The sequence below is a fragment of the Pseudomonas sp. AK181 genome (genome assembly GCF_051122975.1).
Lineage (GTDB): Bacteria > Pseudomonadota > Gammaproteobacteria > Pseudomonadales > Pseudomonadaceae > Aquipseudomonas > Aquipseudomonas lactis.
In genome coordinates this window covers 6,542,165-6,562,325 of the sequence record NZ_CP146348.1, presented here as the reverse complement: position 1 = coordinate 6,562,325, position 20,161 = coordinate 6,542,165, and the positions used below count along the sequence as shown (strand labels likewise).

At 57.3% G+C, this 20,161-nt stretch carries 16 protein-coding genes; 8 read left to right on the top strand and 8 right to left on the bottom strand.

Features of this window, described 5'->3' with window-relative positions; translation table 11 throughout:
• The first annotated feature begins 354 nt into the window (after positions 1 to 354).
• The 3 genes from V8689_RS29790 (at position 355) to V8689_RS29780 (ending at position 4,332) form a co-directional block, all read left to right on the top strand.
• Complete coding sequence (locus V8689_RS29790) at positions 355 to 861, top strand: sigma-70 family RNA polymerase sigma factor (protein ID WP_056790753.1); 507 nt, start codon at positions 355 to 357, stop codon at positions 859 to 861.
• Positions 861 to 1,805: a FecR domain-containing protein gene (locus tag V8689_RS29785; protein ID WP_056790750.1), complete on the top strand. Its 945-nt coding sequence runs from the start codon at positions 861 to 863 to the stop codon at positions 1,803 to 1,805. The genes V8689_RS29790 and V8689_RS29785 overlap by 1 nt, the downstream gene beginning before the upstream one ends.
• A 136-nt stretch (positions 1,806 to 1,941) precedes the next feature.
• A complete protein-coding gene (locus V8689_RS29780; protein WP_177343030.1) occupies positions 1,942 to 4,332 on the top strand; it encodes a TonB-dependent siderophore receptor in 2,391 nt (796 codons plus the stop codon).
• 18 nt (positions 4,333 to 4,350) lie between these two features.
• Here V8689_RS29780 and mnmE read toward each other — a convergent pair whose 3' ends face one another.
• From mnmE to rpmH, 5 genes are all read right to left on the bottom strand, one after another.
• Complete coding sequence (gene mnmE, locus V8689_RS29775; protein WP_056790746.1) at positions 4,351 to 5,721, bottom strand: tRNA uridine-5-carboxymethylaminomethyl(34) synthesis GTPase MnmE; 1,371 nt, start codon at positions 5,719 to 5,721, stop codon at positions 4,351 to 4,353.
• A gap of 79 nt (positions 5,722 to 5,800) precedes the next feature.
• On the bottom strand, positions 5,801 to 7,486 hold the full coding sequence (gene yidC, locus V8689_RS29770) for a membrane protein insertase YidC (RefSeq protein WP_434520669.1): 1,686 nt from the start codon (positions 7,484 to 7,486) through the stop codon (positions 5,801 to 5,803).
• Positions 7,487 to 7,488: 2 nt separating this feature from the next.
• The gene (gene yidD / locus V8689_RS29765; RefSeq protein ID WP_019816912.1) at positions 7,489 to 7,734 is read right to left on the bottom strand and encodes a membrane protein insertion efficiency factor YidD; all 246 of its coding nucleotides are present in this window, start codon (positions 7,732 to 7,734) and stop codon (positions 7,489 to 7,491) included.
• Positions 7,727 to 8,134, bottom strand: coding sequence for a ribonuclease P protein component (gene rnpA, locus V8689_RS29760; protein WP_020302575.1), 408 nt, complete (start codon positions 8,132 to 8,134; stop codon positions 7,727 to 7,729). The genes yidD and rnpA overlap by 8 nt, the downstream gene beginning before the upstream one ends.
• Before the next feature lie 13 nt (positions 8,135 to 8,147).
• Positions 8,148 to 8,282 carry a 50S ribosomal protein L34 gene (gene rpmH, locus V8689_RS29755; RefSeq protein ID WP_003213577.1) on the bottom strand — a complete coding sequence of 45 codons (135 nt, stop codon included), beginning with the start codon at positions 8,280 to 8,282 and terminating at the stop codon, positions 8,148 to 8,150.
• A 585-nt stretch (positions 8,283 to 8,867) separates the two neighbouring features.
• Here rpmH and dnaA point away from each other — a divergent pair.
• From dnaA to gyrB, 4 genes are read left to right on the top strand one after another with little or no spacing between them, the layout of a single operon-like run.
• Positions 8,868 to 10,385, top strand: coding sequence for a chromosomal replication initiator protein DnaA (gene dnaA / locus V8689_RS29750; RefSeq protein WP_032894380.1), 1,518 nt, complete (start codon positions 8,868 to 8,870; stop codon positions 10,383 to 10,385).
• A 38-nt stretch (positions 10,386 to 10,423) separates the two neighbouring features.
• Positions 10,424 to 11,527, top strand: coding sequence for a DNA polymerase III subunit beta (dnaN, locus tag V8689_RS29745; RefSeq protein ID WP_003187250.1), 1,104 nt, complete (start codon positions 10,424 to 10,426; stop codon positions 11,525 to 11,527).
• A gap of 20 nt (positions 11,528 to 11,547) precedes the next feature.
• Positions 11,548 to 12,651, top strand: a complete 1,104-nt coding sequence (gene recF, locus V8689_RS29740; protein WP_003187251.1) for a DNA replication/repair protein RecF — start codon at positions 11,548 to 11,550, stop codon at positions 12,649 to 12,651.
• 4 nt (positions 12,652 to 12,655) lie between these two features.
• Positions 12,656 to 15,073 (top strand): DNA topoisomerase (ATP-hydrolyzing) subunit B, encoded by a 2,418-nt coding sequence (gene gyrB, locus V8689_RS29735; RefSeq protein WP_003187253.1) that lies wholly within the window; start codon positions 12,656 to 12,658, stop codon positions 15,071 to 15,073.
• A 104-nt stretch (positions 15,074 to 15,177) separates the two neighbouring features.
• Here the strand turns inward: gyrB and V8689_RS29730 are convergent, their stop codons facing one another.
• A complete protein-coding gene (locus tag V8689_RS29730) occupies positions 15,178 to 15,900 on the bottom strand; it encodes a response regulator transcription factor (RefSeq protein ID WP_003187255.1) in 723 nt (240 codons plus the stop codon).
• A gap of 411 nt (positions 15,901 to 16,311) precedes the next feature.
• On the opposite strand from V8689_RS29730, the gene V8689_RS29725 reads away from it, so the two are divergent.
• The gene (locus tag V8689_RS29725; RefSeq protein ID WP_056790743.1) at positions 16,312 to 18,591 is read left to right on the top strand and encodes a CHASE2 domain-containing protein; all 2,280 of its coding nucleotides are present in this window, start codon (positions 16,312 to 16,314) and stop codon (positions 18,589 to 18,591) included.
• Between the two features lie 179 nt (positions 18,592 to 18,770).
• On the opposite strand, the gene V8689_RS29720 is transcribed toward V8689_RS29725, so the two are convergent.
• A complete protein-coding gene (locus V8689_RS29720) occupies positions 18,771 to 19,541 on the bottom strand; it encodes a lysophospholipid acyltransferase family protein (protein WP_056790740.1) in 771 nt (256 codons plus the stop codon).
• An 82-nt stretch (positions 19,542 to 19,623) separates the two neighbouring features.
• Positions 19,624 to 20,160: a D-glycero-beta-D-manno-heptose 1,7-bisphosphate 7-phosphatase gene (gmhB, locus tag V8689_RS29715; protein WP_161793233.1), complete on the bottom strand. Its 537-nt coding sequence runs from the start codon at positions 20,158 to 20,160 to the stop codon at positions 19,624 to 19,626.
• Position 20,161 lies beyond the last annotated feature (1 nt).

Genomic DNA, 20,161 nt, shown 5'->3' with positions numbered 1-20,161 from the left:
GTTTATTTATACTGAGCCGGTTTTCTGTGGATAGATCTCTACAGCCCTTTGTTTTCAATGTGTACAGCGATTCAAAACACTGTGGTCATGTGCCAATGAGGCCCTTGGATAAGTGCTTTAAGCCTGTGGATTAAACGAGTGGTTATCCACAGACGGGTTTTTACTCAGGTTTCAGGCCTTGTTATCAACTGGGCACAGGAGCGGTTATTCACAGGGCTTAATCCACAGAAACGCAAGATTTCGTCCACGAAAAAGCCAGGAATTAAACCTGGGTAGGACAAAAAGAGATCTATTGTGGGAAAACACTGGGGCAGTTAATAATAGCGATTATCATTAACCCACCTTGTCGCGCCTATGCCTCCCTCTTCACATACCACAGCGGTCCAGCACATCTATGAGCAACACCATTCGTGGCTGCGCGGGTGGCTCAAGGGAAAATTGCATAACGCCAGCGATGCAGCCGATGTGGCCCACGATACGTTCGTGCGCATGCTCGGGGGGCGTCACGCAGCGCAGATCCGTGAACCGAGGGACTATCTGGCGACCATCGCCAGAGGCCTGGTGATCGACCGCTATCGCCGGCATGCCATCGAGCAGGCCTACAGGCAGACGCTGGCAGAGCGTCCTGAAGCCACGGCTATCAGTGAGGAAGACAAGGCAATCATCATCGAAACCCTGGTGGCTGTGGATAAAGCGCTGTCTGGGCTGGGGGAGCGGGCACGGCGAATTTTCATGCTGGCACAGATTGAAGGGCTGACTTATCAACAGATCGCCGATCAACTGCAGGTATCACTGACCACGGTGAAGAAACACATGATCCGTGCCCTTACTGAGTGCTCCCTGATCATGGCCAACCGGTAATGACCCGCCCCGACCGCAAGACGTTAGAGGCCGCTGCCAGTTGGTATGTGCAATTCCAGTCGCAATCACCGACGTCCGAACAACATCAAGCCTGGCAGCAATGGCTTAATCGTGACCCGTCCCACCAGGCGGCTTGGAATCAGATGGAGCAGTTGCAGCGCAGCCTCGGTGGCCTGCCCCCTGACCTCACACGCCGCGCGTTATCCACCACGCAACAGCGGCGCCAGGTACTCAAGTGGATGCTGGTGCTCGGCGGCAGTGGCTATCTGGGCTGGAACGTTCAGCAACATACGTCGCTGGGTAACGTATGGGCTGATTACCGCACGTCAGTGGGCCAGAGGCGACGCATCGAACTGGCGGACGGCACGCAGATCAATCTCAATACTCATACCGCTATCGATGTGGCATTTGACGGGCGCCAACGTTTGATTCGTCTGCGCGAGGGTGAAGTACTTATCCACACCGGCAAACGGGGTGGGCACTTACCGTTTTATGTAGAGACTCGCCAAGGCCGGGTCCAGGCGCTGGGCACTCGGTTTACTGTGCGCCAACTGCCGGAAGCCACGCGGGTTGGCGTCTTGGAAGAACGGGTGGAGGTATCTCCCGGCGACCAACCCGAACTTCACCGACTTATTGGCGCGGGTGAGAGCGCAGAGTTTGATCGGCGAGATGTGCGCCCTACCCAGGGGTATGGCGGTGTACAGACAGCCTGGGTCGATGGGCAACTGATCGTGCTCGATGCTCGGCTGGGAGACGTTATCGATGAGTTGGCGCGCTATCGGCCGGGTGTGTTGCACTGTGACCAAGCATCTGCGGGCCTACGTGTTTCCGGTACCTTCCGTCTGGACTCAACCGATGCCGCCCTCGCTAACCTGCAAGCGAGCCTGCCGATTCAAGTGAAATACTTTACGCGCTATTGGGTGTCGGTCACCCGAATAGGCTGACCGAAAAAATAATCCACAGAGGGGTTATCTTTTTTTGACCTGGCGCGGCCCTACAGGTAATCACGACGCTACCTTCAGGGCTTACTCACCTATGCGCCTTCCCACCCCGCTTCGCAAACGACTTTCCTGCCATGGCATGACCTACGGTCTGCAGTTCATCACCGCGACGACCGGTGTGTTGTTATCCACCGCCGTCATGGCCGCCAGCGCAACGCAACACTTTGCAATTGCCGCTGGCCCGCTGGACCAGGCCTTGAGCCAGTTTGCCGCCGGGGCCAATGTGATTCTGTCCTTCTCCCCCCAGCAAACGGCGCGTTTGAATACGCCAGGGCTGCAAGGTGATTACTCGGTGGACCAGGGCTTTGCGCTGCTGCTGCAGAACTCGGACCTGCAGGCGGTCGCACAGGCTCCCGGCAGCTATGTATTACAGGCGGCACCTGCTGGCCAACTGACCTTGGCACCTACCACCGTGAGCGCTTATCAACAGGGCGGCTTCAATCAAGAGATCGCCGGGGATGTAGGCTACAAGGCGCAGAACAGCCGCATCGGCACCAAAACCAGCACACCGCTGTCCGAGACTCCGCGTTCGGTGTCCGTTGTCACTGGCCAGCGTATCAAGGACCAGAAGTCCCAGACCCTGACAGAAGTGTTGGGCTACGTACCGGGGATCTTCGCCCCACCGTTCGCGGCCGGCGACGGCTTGGCAGGCGATCTGTTTTTCATTCGCGGCTTCAACGCCACGGATTACGGCTACGGCCTGCTGCGAGATGGCCTGCGAGTTCAAGGCAATCGATACGACACCACCAGCGAACCCTACGGCCTGGAACGGGTCGAGATTTTCCGCGGCCCTTCTTCCTTGCTGTATGGCGAAAACGCCCCCGGCGGCCTGGTTAACCTGGTGAGTAAGCACCCGACTGCAGCCCCACAAGGCGAGGTGCAGGTGAGTTATGGTTCGAATAATCGACGCCAGCTAGGTGTGGATATCTCGGGCCCGCTCAACGACAGTGACAATATCCTGGGCCGAGTGGTGATGCTGGGGCGGAAATCCGACACACAGACCGATCACGTCCCCGATGATCGTCTGTATATCGCGCCTTCCCTCACCCTGAACTTCGACGACTACAACACCTTGACGTTGCTGGCCAACTACCAGAAAGACCATACCAACCTGGAACTCGGCCTACCCGCCGCCGGCACGCTGCTTACCAATCCCAACGGCAAGCTGTCCAAACACACCCTGCTGGGCAACCCGGACTGGAACACCTTTGAACGCGAAGCGTGGAGTACCGGCTATGAGTTCAGCCACAGCTTCAATGATGATTGGCAGTTCCGTCAGAACTCGCGCTATATGCAGTCACGCATCAACCGGCATGAAACCTGGCCAGGCACACTCAATAACGGCGGTTTTGGCACCCGGCTGAACATGAACGCCTACGACCGCTACAACAAGTCGATGGTCTATTCCCTGGATAACCAGCTCGAAGGCAAGTTCCAAGTGGGTGGCCTGGAAAACACTGTGCTATTAGGCGCCAGCTATGACCGAACCTCGTTCAATCAAGACTGGGATGCGGGTTTCGCTGGCACCATCGATGTGTATAACCCGGTGTACCTGCGCGACCCGCTCACGCCACTGGCAGTGCAGAACACCTTGCTTGAACAGCAGATGAAAGGGGTTTATGCACAGGTCCAGAGCAAATACGACCATTGGCTCTTTCTGCTCGGCGGCCGCCAGGACTGGGTCGACAGCGATTACCGAGACAAGGTCCAGCCATCGAGCAATATCAACTCACAGGATCGTAAATTCACCTACCAGGGCGGGGTGATGTACCAGTTCGACAACGGCCTGACGCCGTATGTCAGCTATTCCACCGCATTTGTCCCCGTGCAGCAGATCTCCAACGCCGGCTCGCCGTTAAAACCGATCACCAGCAGCCAATACGAAGTGGGCGTTAAGTACGAACCGATCGGCTGGGATACGGCGATGACCGTGTCGGTGTATGACCTGCGCAAGCAGGACGATACCTACCTGGATGCCAACACCAACAGCTATCGCCAAGTCGGTGAAAGTCGCGCAAAGGGCGTGGAAGTCGAGGTCAACAGCAACATCAGCGCCAACTTCAACGTGACGGCGGCCTATACCTACACCGACGCCCGGATAACCAAGGATTCGGCCACCTCGCTGGTGGAAGGCCGTCAAATGACGGGCGTGCCGCGTAACCAGGCTTCGGTGTGGGGTAAATATCGCTTCCTGGATGGCCAACTCAAGGGTTTCTCCCTGGGCGGCGGTGTACGTTATTTCGACAGCACCTTTGCCTACACGGCGCCGACGCTCTACGGCAAGCTGGATGCAGGAAGCGTCACCTTGGTTGATGCGGCACTGGGTTATCAGATCAACCCACACTGGTCGGTGGACCTGAACGCCAAGAACCTGTTCGACAAGGAATATGTATCCGGTTGCAACGATGCAGGGCGTTGCTATTGGGGTGACAGCCGTACCTTGCTCGGTACGGTGTCCTATAACTGGTAGTCGTTGTGGATAACTCGATTATTTACCGATGCAGAAGCTAGAGAAAATCCGCCCCAGCAAATCATCTGAACTGAAAGCGCCGGTGATTTCACCCAACAGCTGCTGCGCCTGGCGCAGATCTTCAGCCAGCAGCTCCCCAGCCCCCGCCAAGGTCAACTGGGCGCGCCCGTGCTCCAAGGCCGCGCTGGCATGACGCAGCGCTTCCAGGTGCCTGCGGCGCGCACTGAAGCTGCTTTCCGACGTCTGTTCGTAGCCCATGCAGGCTTTAAGGTGCTCGCGCAGCAATTCCAGACCGTCACCGGCCGATTTCGCGCTCAAGCTGATCGTAACGTGGCCATCTTCACTGGTTTCCAGGGCGATGGCTTCACCCGTAAGGTCGGCCTTGTTACGGATCAAGGTGACTTTGGCCGGGTCTGGCCGTTGTTCGAGAAATTCGGGCCACAAGGCAAAAGGATCCACAGCTTCCGGCGCAGTGGCATCCACCACCAGCAACACACGATCGGCTTCGCTGATCGCCTTGAGCGCACGTTCCACGCCGATCTTCTCCACCTGGTCGTCGGTATCGCGTAAACCAGCGGTGTCCACCACGTGCAGCGGCATACCGTCGATGTGGATATGTTCACGCAAGATATCCCGGGTAGTGCCGGCGATCTCGGTGACGATGGCCGCTTCGCGCCCTGCCAGGGCATTGAGCAGGCTGGACTTGCCGGCATTGGGCCGGCCGGCAATCACCACCGTCATACCATCGCGTAGCAAGGCGCCCTGCCCGGCTTCGCGCAGCACTGTGGATAACTCGTCGCGGACTTTATCCAACATCGCCAATACGTGGCCATCCGCCAGGAAGTCGATTTCTTCTTCCGGAAAATCAATGGCGGCTTCGACGTAGATGCGCAGACTGATCAACTGCTCGGTCAAGTTATGCACACGCAGGGAAAAAGCCCCCTGCAATGAACGCAATGCGTTACGTGCAGCCTGTGCAGAACTGGCTTCGATCAAATCGGCGATGGCTTCGGCCTGGGCCAGGTCGAGCTTATCGTTCAAGAATGCGCGTTCGCTGAATTCCCCTGGTCTGGCCAGGCGGCAACCCAATTGCAAGCAGCGCTGCAGCAGCATGTCCAACACCACAGGACCACCGTGCCCTTGTAACTCAAGGACATCTTCACCGGTGAACGAGTTTGGCCCAGGAAAATAGATGGCCAAACCCTCGTCCAATACGCTTTGGTCGGCATCCAGGAACTGGCCGTAATGGGCATAACGGGGTTTCAGCTCCCGGCCGCTGATAGCCTTGGCTGCCACGCCCGCCAACGGCCCGGAAATTCGAACGATACCGACGCCGCCTCTACCTTGAGCGGTGGCGACAGCAGCGATGGTTTCACGAGGAGCGCTCATCAGCAGGTTCCAGAACAAAAGTGACGGAAAGCAAAACGCCCCACTAGGGGGCGTCTTGAGTGGTTATCCACAGAGTAAATTACGCCTCGGCTTTTTGGGTAGCCGCTTCGATTTTACGTGTGATGTACCACTGTTGAGAGATCGACAACACGTTGTTGACCACCCAGTACAGTACCAAGCCAGCAGGGAACCACAGGAAGAAGAAGGTGAAGATGATTGGCATCATTTTCATTACCTTTGCCTGCATCGGATCCGGCGGGGTTGGGTTCAGACGCTGCTGGATGAACATGGTCGCGCCCATGATGATCGGCAGGATAAAGAACGGGTCTTTGATCGACAGGTCAGTTATCCACAGCATGAACGGCGCCTGGCGCATTTCCACGCTTTCCAGGTACAGTACCCAGTACAGCGACAGGAACACCGGCATCTGTACCAGAATCGGCAAGCATCCACCCAGCGGGTTGATCTTCTCTTTCTTGTACAGCTCCATCATGGCCTGCGACATTTTCTGCCGGTCATCACCATGTTGTTCTTTCAGCGCGGCCAGTTTCGGGGCCACGGCACGCATACGCGCCATCGACTTGTAGCTGGCTGCCGACAGAGGGAAGAAAAGCCCTTTGATCAGCATGGTCAGGAAGATGATCGACCAGCCCCAGTTACCGACGATGCTGTGGATATGTTGCAACAGCCAGAAGATCGGCTGGGCAATGAACCACAGGAAGCCGTAATCCACAGTCAGTTCCAGACCTGGGGACAACTCTTTCAGTACGGCCTGGCTTTTAGGGCCCGCGTACAGGGTAGCGCTGGTTTCAGCCTTGGCACCTGGAGCGACGGTCAAAGCCGGGCCAGTGAAGCCAATGATGTAATTGCCCTGGCTGTCCTTGCGGGTTTGAACCAGGTTCGCGTCACCCTTGTTCGGGATCCAGGCGGTCACGAAATAGTGCTGCAGCCACGCCACCCAGCCACCTTGGACGGTTTCTTTCAGCGTGCCCTTGTCGATATCTTTCATCGACACTTTTTTGTACGGCTCGTTACTTGTCCACAGGGCGGCGCCCAGGTAAGTCGCGGTGCCGGTGGCGGTGCTGGAAGACGGATCGGAACTGGCGTCACGCTTGAGTTGGGCAAACAGGTTGCCGCTCCAGGCTTTGTCGCTGGTGTTGTCGATCAGGTAAGTGACCTTCAAATCGTACAAACCGCGGGTAAAGCTGAAACGCTTGATGTAGTTGACGCCGTCGAGGCTGAATTTCAGGTCGACGTTCAACTGGTTCTGGCCGTCTGCCAGTTGATAAGTCTTCTGTTCGGTCGAATAAACCGGACGACCGGTAGCACGTGCATCCGGACCATTGGTGCCGGTCAGGCCGCTTTGCGCCAGATAAGTACGTTCACCGCCGTTATCGAACAGTTGGAACGGCACATCCGGATGGTCTTGGCGACGTGGATAAAGCGGCAGCTTCAGCTGTGCGATATCACCACCCTGTGGGTCGATAGCCAGGTCGAGCACATCCGTTTTTACGTGGATGAGGTCTTTGTTGGTGACCACTGGCGTTTCTAACGGGGCACTTGTCTCGCCATTCGCGCTGGGAACATCGGCACTCGCGGACGCATTGTTACCCAGCGGGGTGTCCGGAATAGCCGGCGCAGCCTGATTGGTAGCAACATTCTGAGTCGGCAGGGCAGCCTGACCGTAGTCCTGGTTCCATTTAAGGACCATGACATAGGACACGATTGCCAGGGCGACGATCAGGATTGTGCGTTTAATATCCATGATTACTCGGCCATCGAAGAAGAACGGGAGGTAGGGATAGGTGGAACCGGGTCATAACCACCGGGATTCCACGGATGACAGCGACCTAAACGACGAAAGGTCAGCCAGCCACCGCGCAGAAGACCATGATTTTCTATGGCCTCTAACGCGTAGCAGGAACAACTGGGGTAGAAACGACAGTGGCTGGCCATCAGAGGACTAATGGCATAGCGATAAAACTGGATCGGAACGATTGCCAGTTTACGCATCAAGGCTGTCTACCCCTACAGTTTCGGTGCTGACTGCTGGTGCTGGCTTGTGGGTACGCGCCAAACGTTTCCAGAGCTTGCCGAAATGCTGAATCAATTCGGGGTTTTCTACATCACCCAAGCCTTTGCGCGCGACGATAACAATATCCCAACCAACCAGAGTGTCCTGGTGGAGGCGAAACGATTCGCGCATCAGACGCTTGAGGCGATTGCGCTCAACGGAGAGCTTTACGCTCTTCTTGCCGATCACCAACCCGAGACGGGGGTGATCAAGATCGTTGTTACGCGCAAGGAGCAGGAGATTTTTCCCCGGAACCTTGCCGGTGGGGGAGTCAAAGACTGCCTTGAAATGCCGGGGGGTTAGCAGACGCTTTTCCCGACTGAAGTCCTGACTCACCACCAGTACCGGATTATCAAACTGCCAGACGCGCACGACCTTTGGCGCGGCGACGCGACAGGACAGCACGGCCGTTCTTGGTAGCCATGCGAGCACGGAAGCCGTGAGTACGGGCGCGTTTGATGGTGCTTGGTTGGAAAGTACGTTTCATGGCGTTGTTACCTGGTTCGTCCACAACGGGCCGGAATGGCCCCCGTTTTAAGAGACCGGCGATTCTAGAGAAAGCAAGCCTCTAGGTCAATTTCCAACCAGCTTTTCCTTTAATTAGATGTCGGCGGGGTCATGACGCCCTTCTGCCCGTTTGGCTTCCATCGGACATGCCATAGATATAAAAATAAAGAAGGAAGTTATTTAAAGCTTTTCTGTAAAGCTTATAAAAGCTAGAGGCGTGATCATCTGTGGATAACTGCCTTCAGCCCTTGTTTTACGTGTTGTACAGAGAATGACAACACGGGGGAGAAGCGGTGCTCTGCCTGTGCTGCGCCATCGGATAAGCTGTGTGTGGAACAGGTAGTTATCCACAGGCTGGTTACCCACAGACTTTCGACCCCACTTGTACAACGAGCTTAGGTGGGTTTATCCACAGAGCTTATGCACAGACCACTGGTCGTATTTTTTGCGGTTAAGGCATTGATTTTGGGTGGCCTGTGAGCAACCTACATGTGGATAAGTGGACGGCTGGCCGCTACAATGGCGGCTGTTTTTGCCTCACCGGCTTTCAACTTAGGGGATATCCGTGTCAGTGGAACTTTGGCAGCAGTGCGTAGAGCTTTTGCGCGATGAGCTGCCTGCCCAGCAATTCAACACCTGGATCCGTCCGCTACAGGTCGAAGCCGAAGGCGACGAGTTGCGTGTCTATGCGCCCAATCGTTTTGTCCTCGACTGGGTCAACGAGAAGTACCTGGGCCGCGTTCTCGAATTGCTCGACGAACATGGCAACGGTCTGGCGCCTGCTCTCTCCTTATTAATAGGCAGCAAGCGCAGCTCAGCTCCCCGCGCCGCGCCGAATGCGCCATTGGCCGCCGCCGCGTCGCAAGCCCAAGCTGCAGTGGCGCCTGTCGCCGCAGCACCTGCACCGACAGCTGCGCCTTCCAAACCTTCGTCGCGCAAAAATGCGCCAGAGAATGAGGAGCCGTCCCGCGACAGCTTCGACCCGATGGCCGGTGCCAGCTCCCAGCAGGCGCCTGTGCGCTCCGAGCAACGCACTGTGCAGGTAGAAGGCGCGCTCAAGCACACCAGTTACCTGAACCGCACGTTTACCTTCGAAAACTTCGTCGAAGGTAAATCCAACCAGCTGGCCCGAGCGGCCGCCTGGCAGGTCGCCGATAACCCCAAGCATGGTTACAACCCGCTCTTCCTTTATGGCGGCGTAGGTTTGGGTAAGACGCACTTGATGCACGCCGTCGGTAACCACCTATTAAAGAAGAACCCGAATGCCAAGGTGGTTTACCTGCATTCGGAGCGCTTCGTGGCCGACATGGTCAAGGCCTTGCAGCTCAACGCCATCAACGAGTTTAAGCGTTTCTATCGCTCCGTTGATGCCTTGTTGATCGATGACATTCAGTTCTTCGCCCGCAAGGAACGTTCCCAGGAAGAGTTCTTCCATACCTTCAACGCCCTGCTCGAAGGTGGCCAGCAGGTCATCTTGACCAGTGACCGTTACCCGAAGGAAATCGAAGGCCTGGAAGAGCGTCTGAAGTCGCGTTTCGGCTGGGGCCTGACGGTTGCAGTCGAGCCTCCGGAGTTGGAAACCCGTGTAGCGATCCTGATGAAGAAGGCCGACCAGGCTAAAGTCGATCTGCCGCACGATGCTGCGTTCTTCATCGCCCAACGCATCCGTTCCAACGTGCGTGAGCTGGAAGGCGCGCTCAAGCGGGTCATCGCTCACTCGCACTTCATGGGCCGCGATATCACCATCGAGCTGATCCGCGAGTCCTTGAAAGACTTGTTGGCCTTGCAGGACAAGCTGGTGAGTGTGGATAACATCCAACGCACCGTGGCCGAGTACTACAAGATCAAGATTTCCGATTTGCTGTCCAAGCGCCGTTCGCGCTCGGTCGCACGTCCACGCCAGGTTGCCATGGCCCTCTCCAAGGAGTTGACCAACCACAGCCTGCCGGAAATCGGTGATGTGTTTGGCGGACGCGACCACACCACGGTCTTGCACGCATGCCGCAAGATCAATGAACTTAAGGAATCCGACGCGGATATTCGCGAGGACTACAAGAACCTGCTGCGTACACTGACTACGTGATGACACCAGCGCAGCTTATTAAGGCAAGGGACTAGACCATGCATTTCACCATTCAACGCGAAGCCCTGTTGAAACCCCTGCAACTGGTCGCAGGCGTTGTTGAGCGCCGACAGACCTTGCCGGTGCTTTCCAACGTATTACTGGTGGTCGAGGGCCAACAGTTGTCCTTGACCGGTACCGACTTGGAAGTCGAACTGGTGGGTCGCGTCCAGCTCGAAGAGCCCGCCGAACCTGGCGAGATCACCGTGCCGGCGCGCAAGCTGATGGATATCTGCAAAAGCCTGCCTAACGATGCGCTGATCGACATTAAGGTGGATGAGCAGAAGTTGGTGGTCAAGGCAGGCCGTAGCCGTTTCACCCTGTCGACCTTGCCGGCCAATGACTTTCCAACCGTAGAAGAAGGCCCGGGCTCGCTGACGTGCAGCCTGGAGCAAAGCAAGCTGCGTCGTTTGATCGAGCGCACCAGCTTCGCTATGGCTCAGCAGGACGTGCGTTACTACCTCAACGGTATGCTGCTGGAAGTATCGGAAGGCATCATCCGCGCCGTGGCCACCGACGGTCACCGTCTGGCAATGTGCTCGATGCGTGCCGATATCGGTCAGCCGGATCGTCACCAGGTGATTGTTCCACGCAAAGGTATCCTTGAACTGGCGCGTTTGCTCACCGAGCCGGACGGCAACGTCAGCATCGTGTTGGGCCAGCACCACATTCGCGCCACCACCGGCGAGTTCACCTTCACTTCCAAGCTGGTCGACGGCAAGTTCCCGGACTACGAGCGTGTGTTGCCTAAAGGTGGCGACAAGTTGGTGGTCGGTGATCGTCAGGCTCTGCGTGAAGCTTTCAGCCGTACGGCGATTCTGTCCAACGAAAAGTACCGTGGTATTCGCCTGCAGCTGGCCAACGGCCAACTGAAAATCCAGGCCAACAACCCGGAACAGGAAGAGGCGGAAGAAGAAGTGGGTGTCGACTACAACGGCGCTTCGCTGGAAATCGGCTTTAACGTGAGCTACCTGTTGGACGTGCTGGGGGTGATGACCACCGAACAGGTTCGTCTGATCCTGTCGGACTCCAACAGCAGCGCCCTGGTACAAGAATCCGACAACGACGATTCGGCTTACGTTGTCATGCCGATGCGTCTGTAACCATGCTCAGCAGAAGCTAGATGTCCCTTAGTCGCGTCTCGGTCACCGCGGTGCGCAATCTGCACCCGGTGACCTTCTCCCCTTCCCCCCGCATCAACATCCTCCATGGCGCCAACGGCAGTGGCAAAACCAGCGTGCTGGAAGCCATCCACCTGCTGGGGCTTGCGCGTTCTTTCCGCAGTGCCCGCCTGTTACCCGTGATCCAGTACGAACAATTGGCCTGCACCGTATTTGGCCAAGTGGAACTGGCTGAGGGCGGTCATAGCAGCTTGGGGATATCGCGTGATCGTGGCGGGGAATTTCAGATCAGAATCGACGGGCAAAATGCGCGCAGCGCAGCGCAGTTGGCAGAGATCCTGCCGTTGCAGTTGATCAACCCCGACAGCTTTCGATTGCTGGAGGGTGCCCCGAAAATCCGCCGGCAATTCCTCGACTGGGGTGTGTTCCACGTGGAACCACGCTTCATGGCCACTTGGCAGCGCCTGCAGAAGGCCCTGCGGCAGCGGAACTCATGGCTGCGGCATGGTACACTTGACGCCGCTTCGCAAGCAGCCTGGGACCGTGAACTGTGCCTGGCCAGCGACGAAATAGATGAATACCGCCGTGCCTATATCAAAGCCTTGAAACCAGTCTTTGAGCAGACCTTGAGCGAGTTGTTGGACCTCGAGGGGCTGACGCTGAGTTATTACCGGGGTTGGGACAAAGAACGTGAGCTGAGTGCAGTGCTCGCAACGTCCTTGCAACGGGATCAGCAAATCGGCCACACCCAGGCCGGACCCCAACGCGCTGATTTGCGCCTTAGATTAGGAGCACATAATGCCGCGGACATCTTGTCCCGCGGCCAGCAGAAGTTGGTGGTCTGTGCGTTGCGTATCGCGCAGGGCCATTTGGTTAGCCAGGCTCGACGCGGTCAGTGTATTTATTTGGTGGATGACTTGCCGTCGGAGCTCGACGAGCAGCACCGCCGCTCGCTATGCCGCTTGTTGGAAGACTTACGCTGCCAGGTGTTTATCACCTGTGTAGACCACGAATTATTGAGGGAAGGCTGGCAGACGGAAACGCCAGTCGCTTTGTTCCACGTGGAACAAGGCCGTATCACCCAGACCCACGACCATCGGGAGTGAAGGCATGAGCGAAGAAAACACGTACGACTCGACCAGCATTAAAGTGCTGAAAGGTTTGGATGCCGTACGCAAACGTCCCGGTATGTACATTGGCGACACCGATGATGGTAGCGGTCTGCACCACATGGTGTTCGAGGTGGTCGATAACTCCATCGACGAAGCTCTGGCCGGTCACTGCGACGACATCAGCATTATCATCCACCCGGATGAATCCATCACCGTGCGTGACAACGGTCGTGGCATCCCGGTAGACGTGCACAAAGAAGAAGGCGTTTCGGCGGCAGAGGTCATTATGACCGTGCTCCACGCTGGCGGTAAATTCGACGACAACTCCTATAAAGTATCCGGTGGTTTGCACGGTGTAGGTGTGTCGGTAGTGAACGCCCTGTCCGAAGAGCTGATCCTGACTGTCCGCCGTAGCGGCAAGATTTGGGAGCAGACCTACGTCCACGGCGTACCACAGGAACCGATGAAAATCGTCGGCGACAGTGAGACCACCGGTACCCAGATCCACTTCAAGCCATCGGAAGAAACCTTCAAGAACATTCACTTCAGCTGGGACATCCTGGCCAAGCGGATTCGTGAACTGTCTTTCCTTAACTCCGGTGTCGGCATCGTCCTCAAGGATGAGCGCAGCGGCAAGGAAGAGCTGTTCAAGTACGAAGGTGGCCTGCGTGCGTTCGTTGAATACCTGAACACCAACAAGACTGCGGTCAACCAGGTGTTCCACTTCAACATCCAGCGTGAAGACGGCATCGGCGTGGAAATCGCCCTGCAGTGGAACGACAGCTTCAACGAGAACCTGTTGTGCTTCACCAACAACATTCCACAACGCGATGGCGGTACTCACCTGGTGGGTTTCCGTTCCGCGCTGACGCGTAACCTGAACACCTACATCGAAGCGGAAGGCTTGGCGAAGAAGCATAAAGTCGCCACCACCGGTGATGATGCCCGTGAAGGCCTGACGGCGATCATCTCGGTCAAGGTACCGGATCCGAAGTTCAGCTCCCAGACCAAAGACAAGCTGGTGTCTTCCGAAGTGAAGACCGCAGTTGAACAGGAAATGGGTAAGTACTTCTCCGACTTCCTGTTGGAAAACCCGAACGAAGCCAAGCTGGTCGTCGGCAAAATGATCGATGCTGCCCGCGCCCGTGAAGCCGCGCGTAAGGCCCGTGAGATGACCCGCCGTAAAGGCGCGCTGGATATCGCCGGCCTGCCAGGCAAACTCGCTGACTGCCAAGAGAAGGACCCTGCCCTCTCCGAACTGTACCTGGTGGAAGGTGACTCTGCTGGCGGTTCCGCCAAGCAGGGTCGTAACCGTCGCACCCAGGCCATCCTGCCGTTGAAGGGTAAGATCCTTAACGTTGAGAAGGCCCGCTTCGACAAGATGATTTCCTCCCAGGAAGTCGGCACCTTGATCACGGCATTGGGCTGCGGTATTGGCCGCGATGAGTACAACATCGACAAGCTGCGGTACCACAACATCATCATCATGACCGATGCTGACGTCGACGGTTCGCACATCCGCACCCTGCTGCTGACCTTCTTCTTCCGTCAGCTGCCGGAGCTGATCGAGCGTGGCTACATCTACATCGCTCAGCCGCCGTTGTACAAAGTGAAAAAGGGCAAGCAAGAGCAGTACATCAAAGACGACGACGCCATGGAAGAGTACATGACGCAGTCGGCTCTGGAAGATGCCAGCCTGCACTTGAATGACGAAGCGCCGGGTATCTCCGGTGAGTCGCTGGAGCGACTGGTCAACGACTTCCGCATGGTCATGAAGACGCTCAAGCGTTTGTCGCGCCTGTACCCACAGGAGCTGACCGAGCACTTCATCTACCTGCCGGCCGTAAGCCTGGAGCAGTTGGGCGACCACGCCGCCATGCAGGATTGGCTGGCCCAATACGAAGTGCGCCTGCGTACTGTGGAGAAGTCTGGCCTGGTGTACAAAGCCAGCCTGCGTGAAGACCGCGAACGTAACGTATGGCTGCCAGAGGTCGAACTGATCTCCCACGGCCTGTCCAACTACGTCACCTTCAACCGCGACTTCTTCGGCAGTAACGACTACAAGACCGTCGTCACCCTCGGCGCGCAACTGAGCACCCTGCTGGACGACGGTGCTTACATTCAGCGTGGCGAACGCAAGAAGCAGGTCAAAGAGTTCAAGGAAGCCTTGGACTGGTTGATGGCGGAAAGCACCAAGCGTCATACCATCCAGCGCTATAAAGGTCTGGGCGAGATGAACCCGGATCAGCTCTGGGAAACCACCATGGACCCTGCTCAGCGTCGCATGCTGCGCGTGACCATCGAAGACGCCATTGGCGCAGACCAGATCTTCAACACCCTGATGGGTGATGCGGTCGAGCCTCGTCGTGACTTCATCGAGAGCAATGCTTTGGCGGTGTCTAACCTGGACTTCTGATCAGGTACATCTGCTGAAAACAAAAGGCCAACGCTTAGCGTTGGCCTTTTTTGTTGGTTCGCAGTCGTGCATTTTTAAATGCTCCACGTGGAACATCAGCCTATTTAACTTTCCACGGCGGGTGTCACGCTCTCCAATCGATACCCGTAGCCGTAGATCGTCAACAGCTGCCAGCCGCGATCCGCCGTCAGGCCTAGCTTGTTACGCAGGCGGTAGATATGCGTGTCCAACGGCCGCGACGAAACCATTTCTTCGTGGCTCCAGAACCGCTCATACAGGTACTCACGAGACAACGGCCGGGCCAGGTTGGCAAATAGACAACTTGCCAGGCGGTATTCCCGTTCTGTCAGGTTGATGGGTTTGCCTGCGCGGGTCACAGTTAGTTCGGCATCGTCGAACGTCAGGTCGTTAAAGCTCTGCACTTCCTGGCTAGCCGACTTCTGCAACCCGTGGCGCCGCAGGACGGCACTGACGCGTGCTTTGAGTTCGTTGGGCCGAAACGGCTTGCTGACATAATCGTCCGCCCCGCTATTCAGCGCTGTCACGATGTCGCTCTCGGCATCGCGGCTGGTGAGCATGATGACGGCGGGAGGCGACTCCATGTGCTCGCGGGTCCAGCGCAATAACGCTATCCCGGAGATGTCCGGCAGTTGCCAGTCGAGGATCAGCAGGTCAAAGGTTTCCCGACGTAGCTGGCGCAGCAGGTCTTCACCGCGCTCAAAGAAATGCAGAGACCAAGGCTGGTCAGCCGGGCCAGGAATCTGTCGCAGTGTCTGTTCCACCCGTCGCAACTCCGCGGGTTCGTCATCCAGTATTGCGACACGCATAGGCGGGGTCCTTCCTACAAAAATACGAGAGCTTGAATGGAAGGCACATGCTGTACAAATGCCGACCTCTGAATCTGAATAATTATGGACGGATTCTACAGTGCTTGGATCTCTCGATACGCTGAAAGCGCCGTAAATTCAATTCACTACGATCTTCGAAGAAGATACCGGCTCCTGTCGGTGTGGAAAAGGCTCTGTGCCGATCGCCTCGCCGGTGCCTCATGCCTGTTCCAATATGCGGTATCGTTCATTGCGCGGTCGTGGGAAGTCCTCCAATGAGACCGAAATAAGCTTCACTGGTTTCAGAACACCGCATGCACTTCATCGCAACCCCATGGAGAGGGATCCTGGGCTTATGACACGTTTACTTATTGACCATCAATACCTTGGCACGCCCGTGGCGGTAGCCCTGTGAACCTATGGCGCAAAGCCGAGAAACGCCAACCTACCCAGGCCCAACTTTTGTTCCATGGGTTGGTTCGTGAATGGCTGCTGATCGGTTTGATACTCCTGCCCTTTACCGTCTACTTATCCTTGAGTGCTGGCCTGGCGCTTAACAATCCGCTCTATGACAGCCTGCGCCGCCTCACGCCCTTACCGGTGGATCCACGCATCGTTCTGGTGACCATCGATGCGCCGAGCCTGGAAGCACTCGGCCCGTGGCCTTGGCCGCGTAGCGTACATGCCGACCTGATTGAACGCCTGAACGCCGCCCAGCCGGCGGGTATTTTGTTTGATGTGATCTTCAGTGAGAGCGGCAACAGTAATGACGACCAGCGCCTGGCCGATGCCGTCTGCAAAGCCGGCAATGTATTGCTGCCCATCGCCGGGGATAGCAGCGTAAGCCCCAAGGCCCAGGTAACGCCGTTGTCGCCACTGCTCAAGTGCGCCAAGGGCGTTGGGCACATCAACGTCGAAGCGGATAAAGACGGTGTGGTGCGTAGCGTGTATTTACGTGAAGGCCCGCCGGGAAGCACGCTTCCTCAGTTGGCGTGGCTGGCATTCGCCATGAGCGAGCATGCCGAGACGATGCCAGGCCTGCCCCAAGAGCTTACTGGAGGGCACTGGCACCAGGAACATGAGATTCGTGTGCCGTTCACTTCGGAACCAGACCCTTTTCCCAGCGTGTCCTACGTCAGCGTATTACGCGGCGAGGTACCTCCCGAGTCGTTGCGGGGTCGCCTGATTCTGATCGGCGCCTCAGCCTATGGCATGGCCGATCGTTTCGTGACGCCGCTCTCTTCCACCGTGGGCACCACTGCGGGGGTTGAGATCCAGGCTGACGTACTGAATGGTTTATTGCAGGGCCGCAGCATCGTCGATCTGCCCGGCTGGATGGCGGCGTTGCTGGCAACGTCCCTGGTGGCCCTGCTGCTGGGCCTTCTGCTTGTGCGGCCCCGCTACGCCCTGTGGATGACCTTGGCAGGCATGGCCGCGGCGTTGCTGGGCTCATGGGCCCTATTGCGCCTGGGCCACTGGTGGAGCCCCGCAGCATGCCTGATCGGTTTGCTGCTGAGTTACCTGATCTGGAATTGGCGGCGCCTGAGCGTAATCCTCGCCTACTTTGGCTGGGAACTGGCACGCCTGGATAACGAACCTAAAGTGCTCCCGGAACGTCGTCGCGCGCCCGCCAGCAAGGGCGATGTGTTGCAAGGGCGGATCTTTGCCCTTGAACAAGCCGTCAGCCGTACCCGCGATACGCGGCGCTTTATGGCTGACGGCTTGGAGTGCCTGCCGGTGGCGACCCTGATCACTGATCCCCAGGGCAGTATCCTGTTGGCCAACCGCGTAGCCCGTGAAGTATTCGGCAATGACCTGGTCGGCGAAAACCTCGTCGAACAACTCGCCGATCTGGGTTATCCCCCGCTGCACAATGGTGTACGCCCTGCCCTGTCGGCGCTGGAACTGGTCGAGTTTCGCGATATCCACCAACGCAGTTTGCGCATGGAGTTGGCGCCTTTGCTGCCTGCCGAAGGGGATTTTGCCCTCGGCTGGTTGTTGAGCCTCACCGACCTGAGCAAGGAGCGTGAAGCCCAGCAGCACCGCGAGACGATGCTGCGTTTCCTGTCCCATGACCTGCGTGCACCGCATTCAGCGATCCTCGCCCTGCTGGACGTGCACAACGGAGAATCCCCGGTGTTTGCCCAGATCGAACAGCAGGTGCGGCGCGCCTTGAGCCTGACCGAATCCTTTGTGCAATTGGCCAAGGCTGAAGCGGACGGTTACCAGTTCCAGCCCACCCTGTTCGCCATGCTGGTGATGGACGCCTTTGATCAGGTGGCGGTGATTGCGCAGTTGAAGGGCATCCATCTGGTTCACGACCTGGATGAGGCGGATGAGGCCATGGTCTACGCCGACCAATCACTGCTCACCCGGGCGTTGTTCAATGTGCTGGAGAACGCGATCAAATATTCCCCATCCGGTACCACCGTCAGGTTGAGGCATGGCAGTGCGCAAGGTTGGTTGGAGTGCAGGATAAGTGACCAGGGACCGGGGATTGCGCCTGAGGATCTGCCGGAGTTGTTCAACCAATACCGACGTTTCGATTCGGCCCAGGGCAGCGAAGGTCTTGGGTTGGGCCTGACCATGGTCAAGGCGGTTATAGAACGGCACGGTGGGCGCATCGTGTGTGAAAGTGAGCTGGGCAAGGGCTCGACGTTTATCCTGCTGCTGCCGTTATTGGAGGACTGAAAAGCGGCTTTTCTACTGTGCATAAAAAACCGGTCACAAGGACCGGTTTTTTTATGAGAAAAAACTTATGCACGTTTTTCTGAATTTTATGAGCTTCAGAAATATGTAAGTAAATCAGCTTGTTATGATGCAAAAAAGCCAATTCGCCAACAAAGCGTACACAGGTTATCCACAGATGCTCAAACTGCAGGCGTCTCCACCACCACCGGTTCCGGAGGCAGGGAGCCTATGGCCCTTTGCTGCGCTTCATTCCACGCCGCAGCGCGGTCGTTCAGGGCGGCGATGGCACGTGGTCCTTCACCCTCTGCGTACATCGGTTCGCCGATCACCACGGTGATAGTGCCCGGGCGTTTGGCCCAGCCAGTCTTGGGCCAGAACTTGCCGGCGTTATGCGCAATCGGCAGCACAGGCAGGTTGGCGTTGACCGCCAGGGCGGTACCACCGCGTGAGAACTTGCCCACGGTGCCGTAGGGCACCCGCGTGCCCTCGGGAAAGATCAGCACCCAGACGCCGTCCTTGAGCAACTCATCGCCCTTCTTGGCAACATGCTTGAGCGCAGCCTTGGGGTTGTCCCGGTCGATGGCGATCGGCCGCAACATGGCCATGGCCCAGCCGAAGAACGGCACGTACAGCAACTCGCGCTTGAGCACCTGGCTCAATGGCGAGAAGTACGCCGAAAGGAAGAACGTCTCCCAGGTGCTTTGGTGGTTGGAGAGAATCACGCACGGTTGATCAGGGACGTTTTCAGCGCCCTTGATCTCGAAACGAATATTCAGGAACACCTTGCTCAGCCACAACGCGCAGCGGCACCAGTAGACGTTGATGAAGCGATAGCGCGCCTTGAAGGGCAGGAACGGTGCAATAAAAAAGCTCAGGGTGCACCAGAGAAACGAACTGGTGCCCAGCAGCAGGTAAAAGAAAAAGGTTCTGATGGCCTGCAAGATCGACATGGCGGCATTTACCGTTGCGGGACACGGCCCGCCTGTTAAAAGCGCACTCCCGAACAGTCCTTGGTCAGGAAGTCGAGGGCGGCTAGTTGTTGATAAGTTCTGCGGCAACGGCCGCCAGATCGTCAAAAATCAAGGTGCCTACCGGCAGGTTTTTAGCCTGGGTCTTTTCGCCTTTCCCGGTTTTAACCAAAACTGGCTGAGAGTCGACGGCTTTGGCCGCCTCCAGGTCACCGAGGCTGTCCCCGACGAACCATATCCCAGCCAAGGGCACCTTGTAATGTTCTGCAATAATTTTCAACATGCCAGGCTTGGGCTTGCGGCAGTCGCAGCCCTCATCCGGCCCGTGGGGGCAGTAAACCACCAGACCCACCTCACCGCCCTGTTCGGCCACTAACGTGCGCAAGCGAGCGTGCATGGCGTCCAGGGTGGCGATGTCGTAGTAACCGCGGGCGATGCCGGACTGGTTGGTGGCGATGGCCACCGTCCAGCCGGCTTTGCTCAACTGCGCAATAGCCTCGATCGAACCGGGCAGTGGGATCCACTCCTCCACCGACTTGATGTAAGCGTCGGAGTCGTAGTTGATCACCCCGTCCCGATCGAGAATCAGCAGTTTCAACATG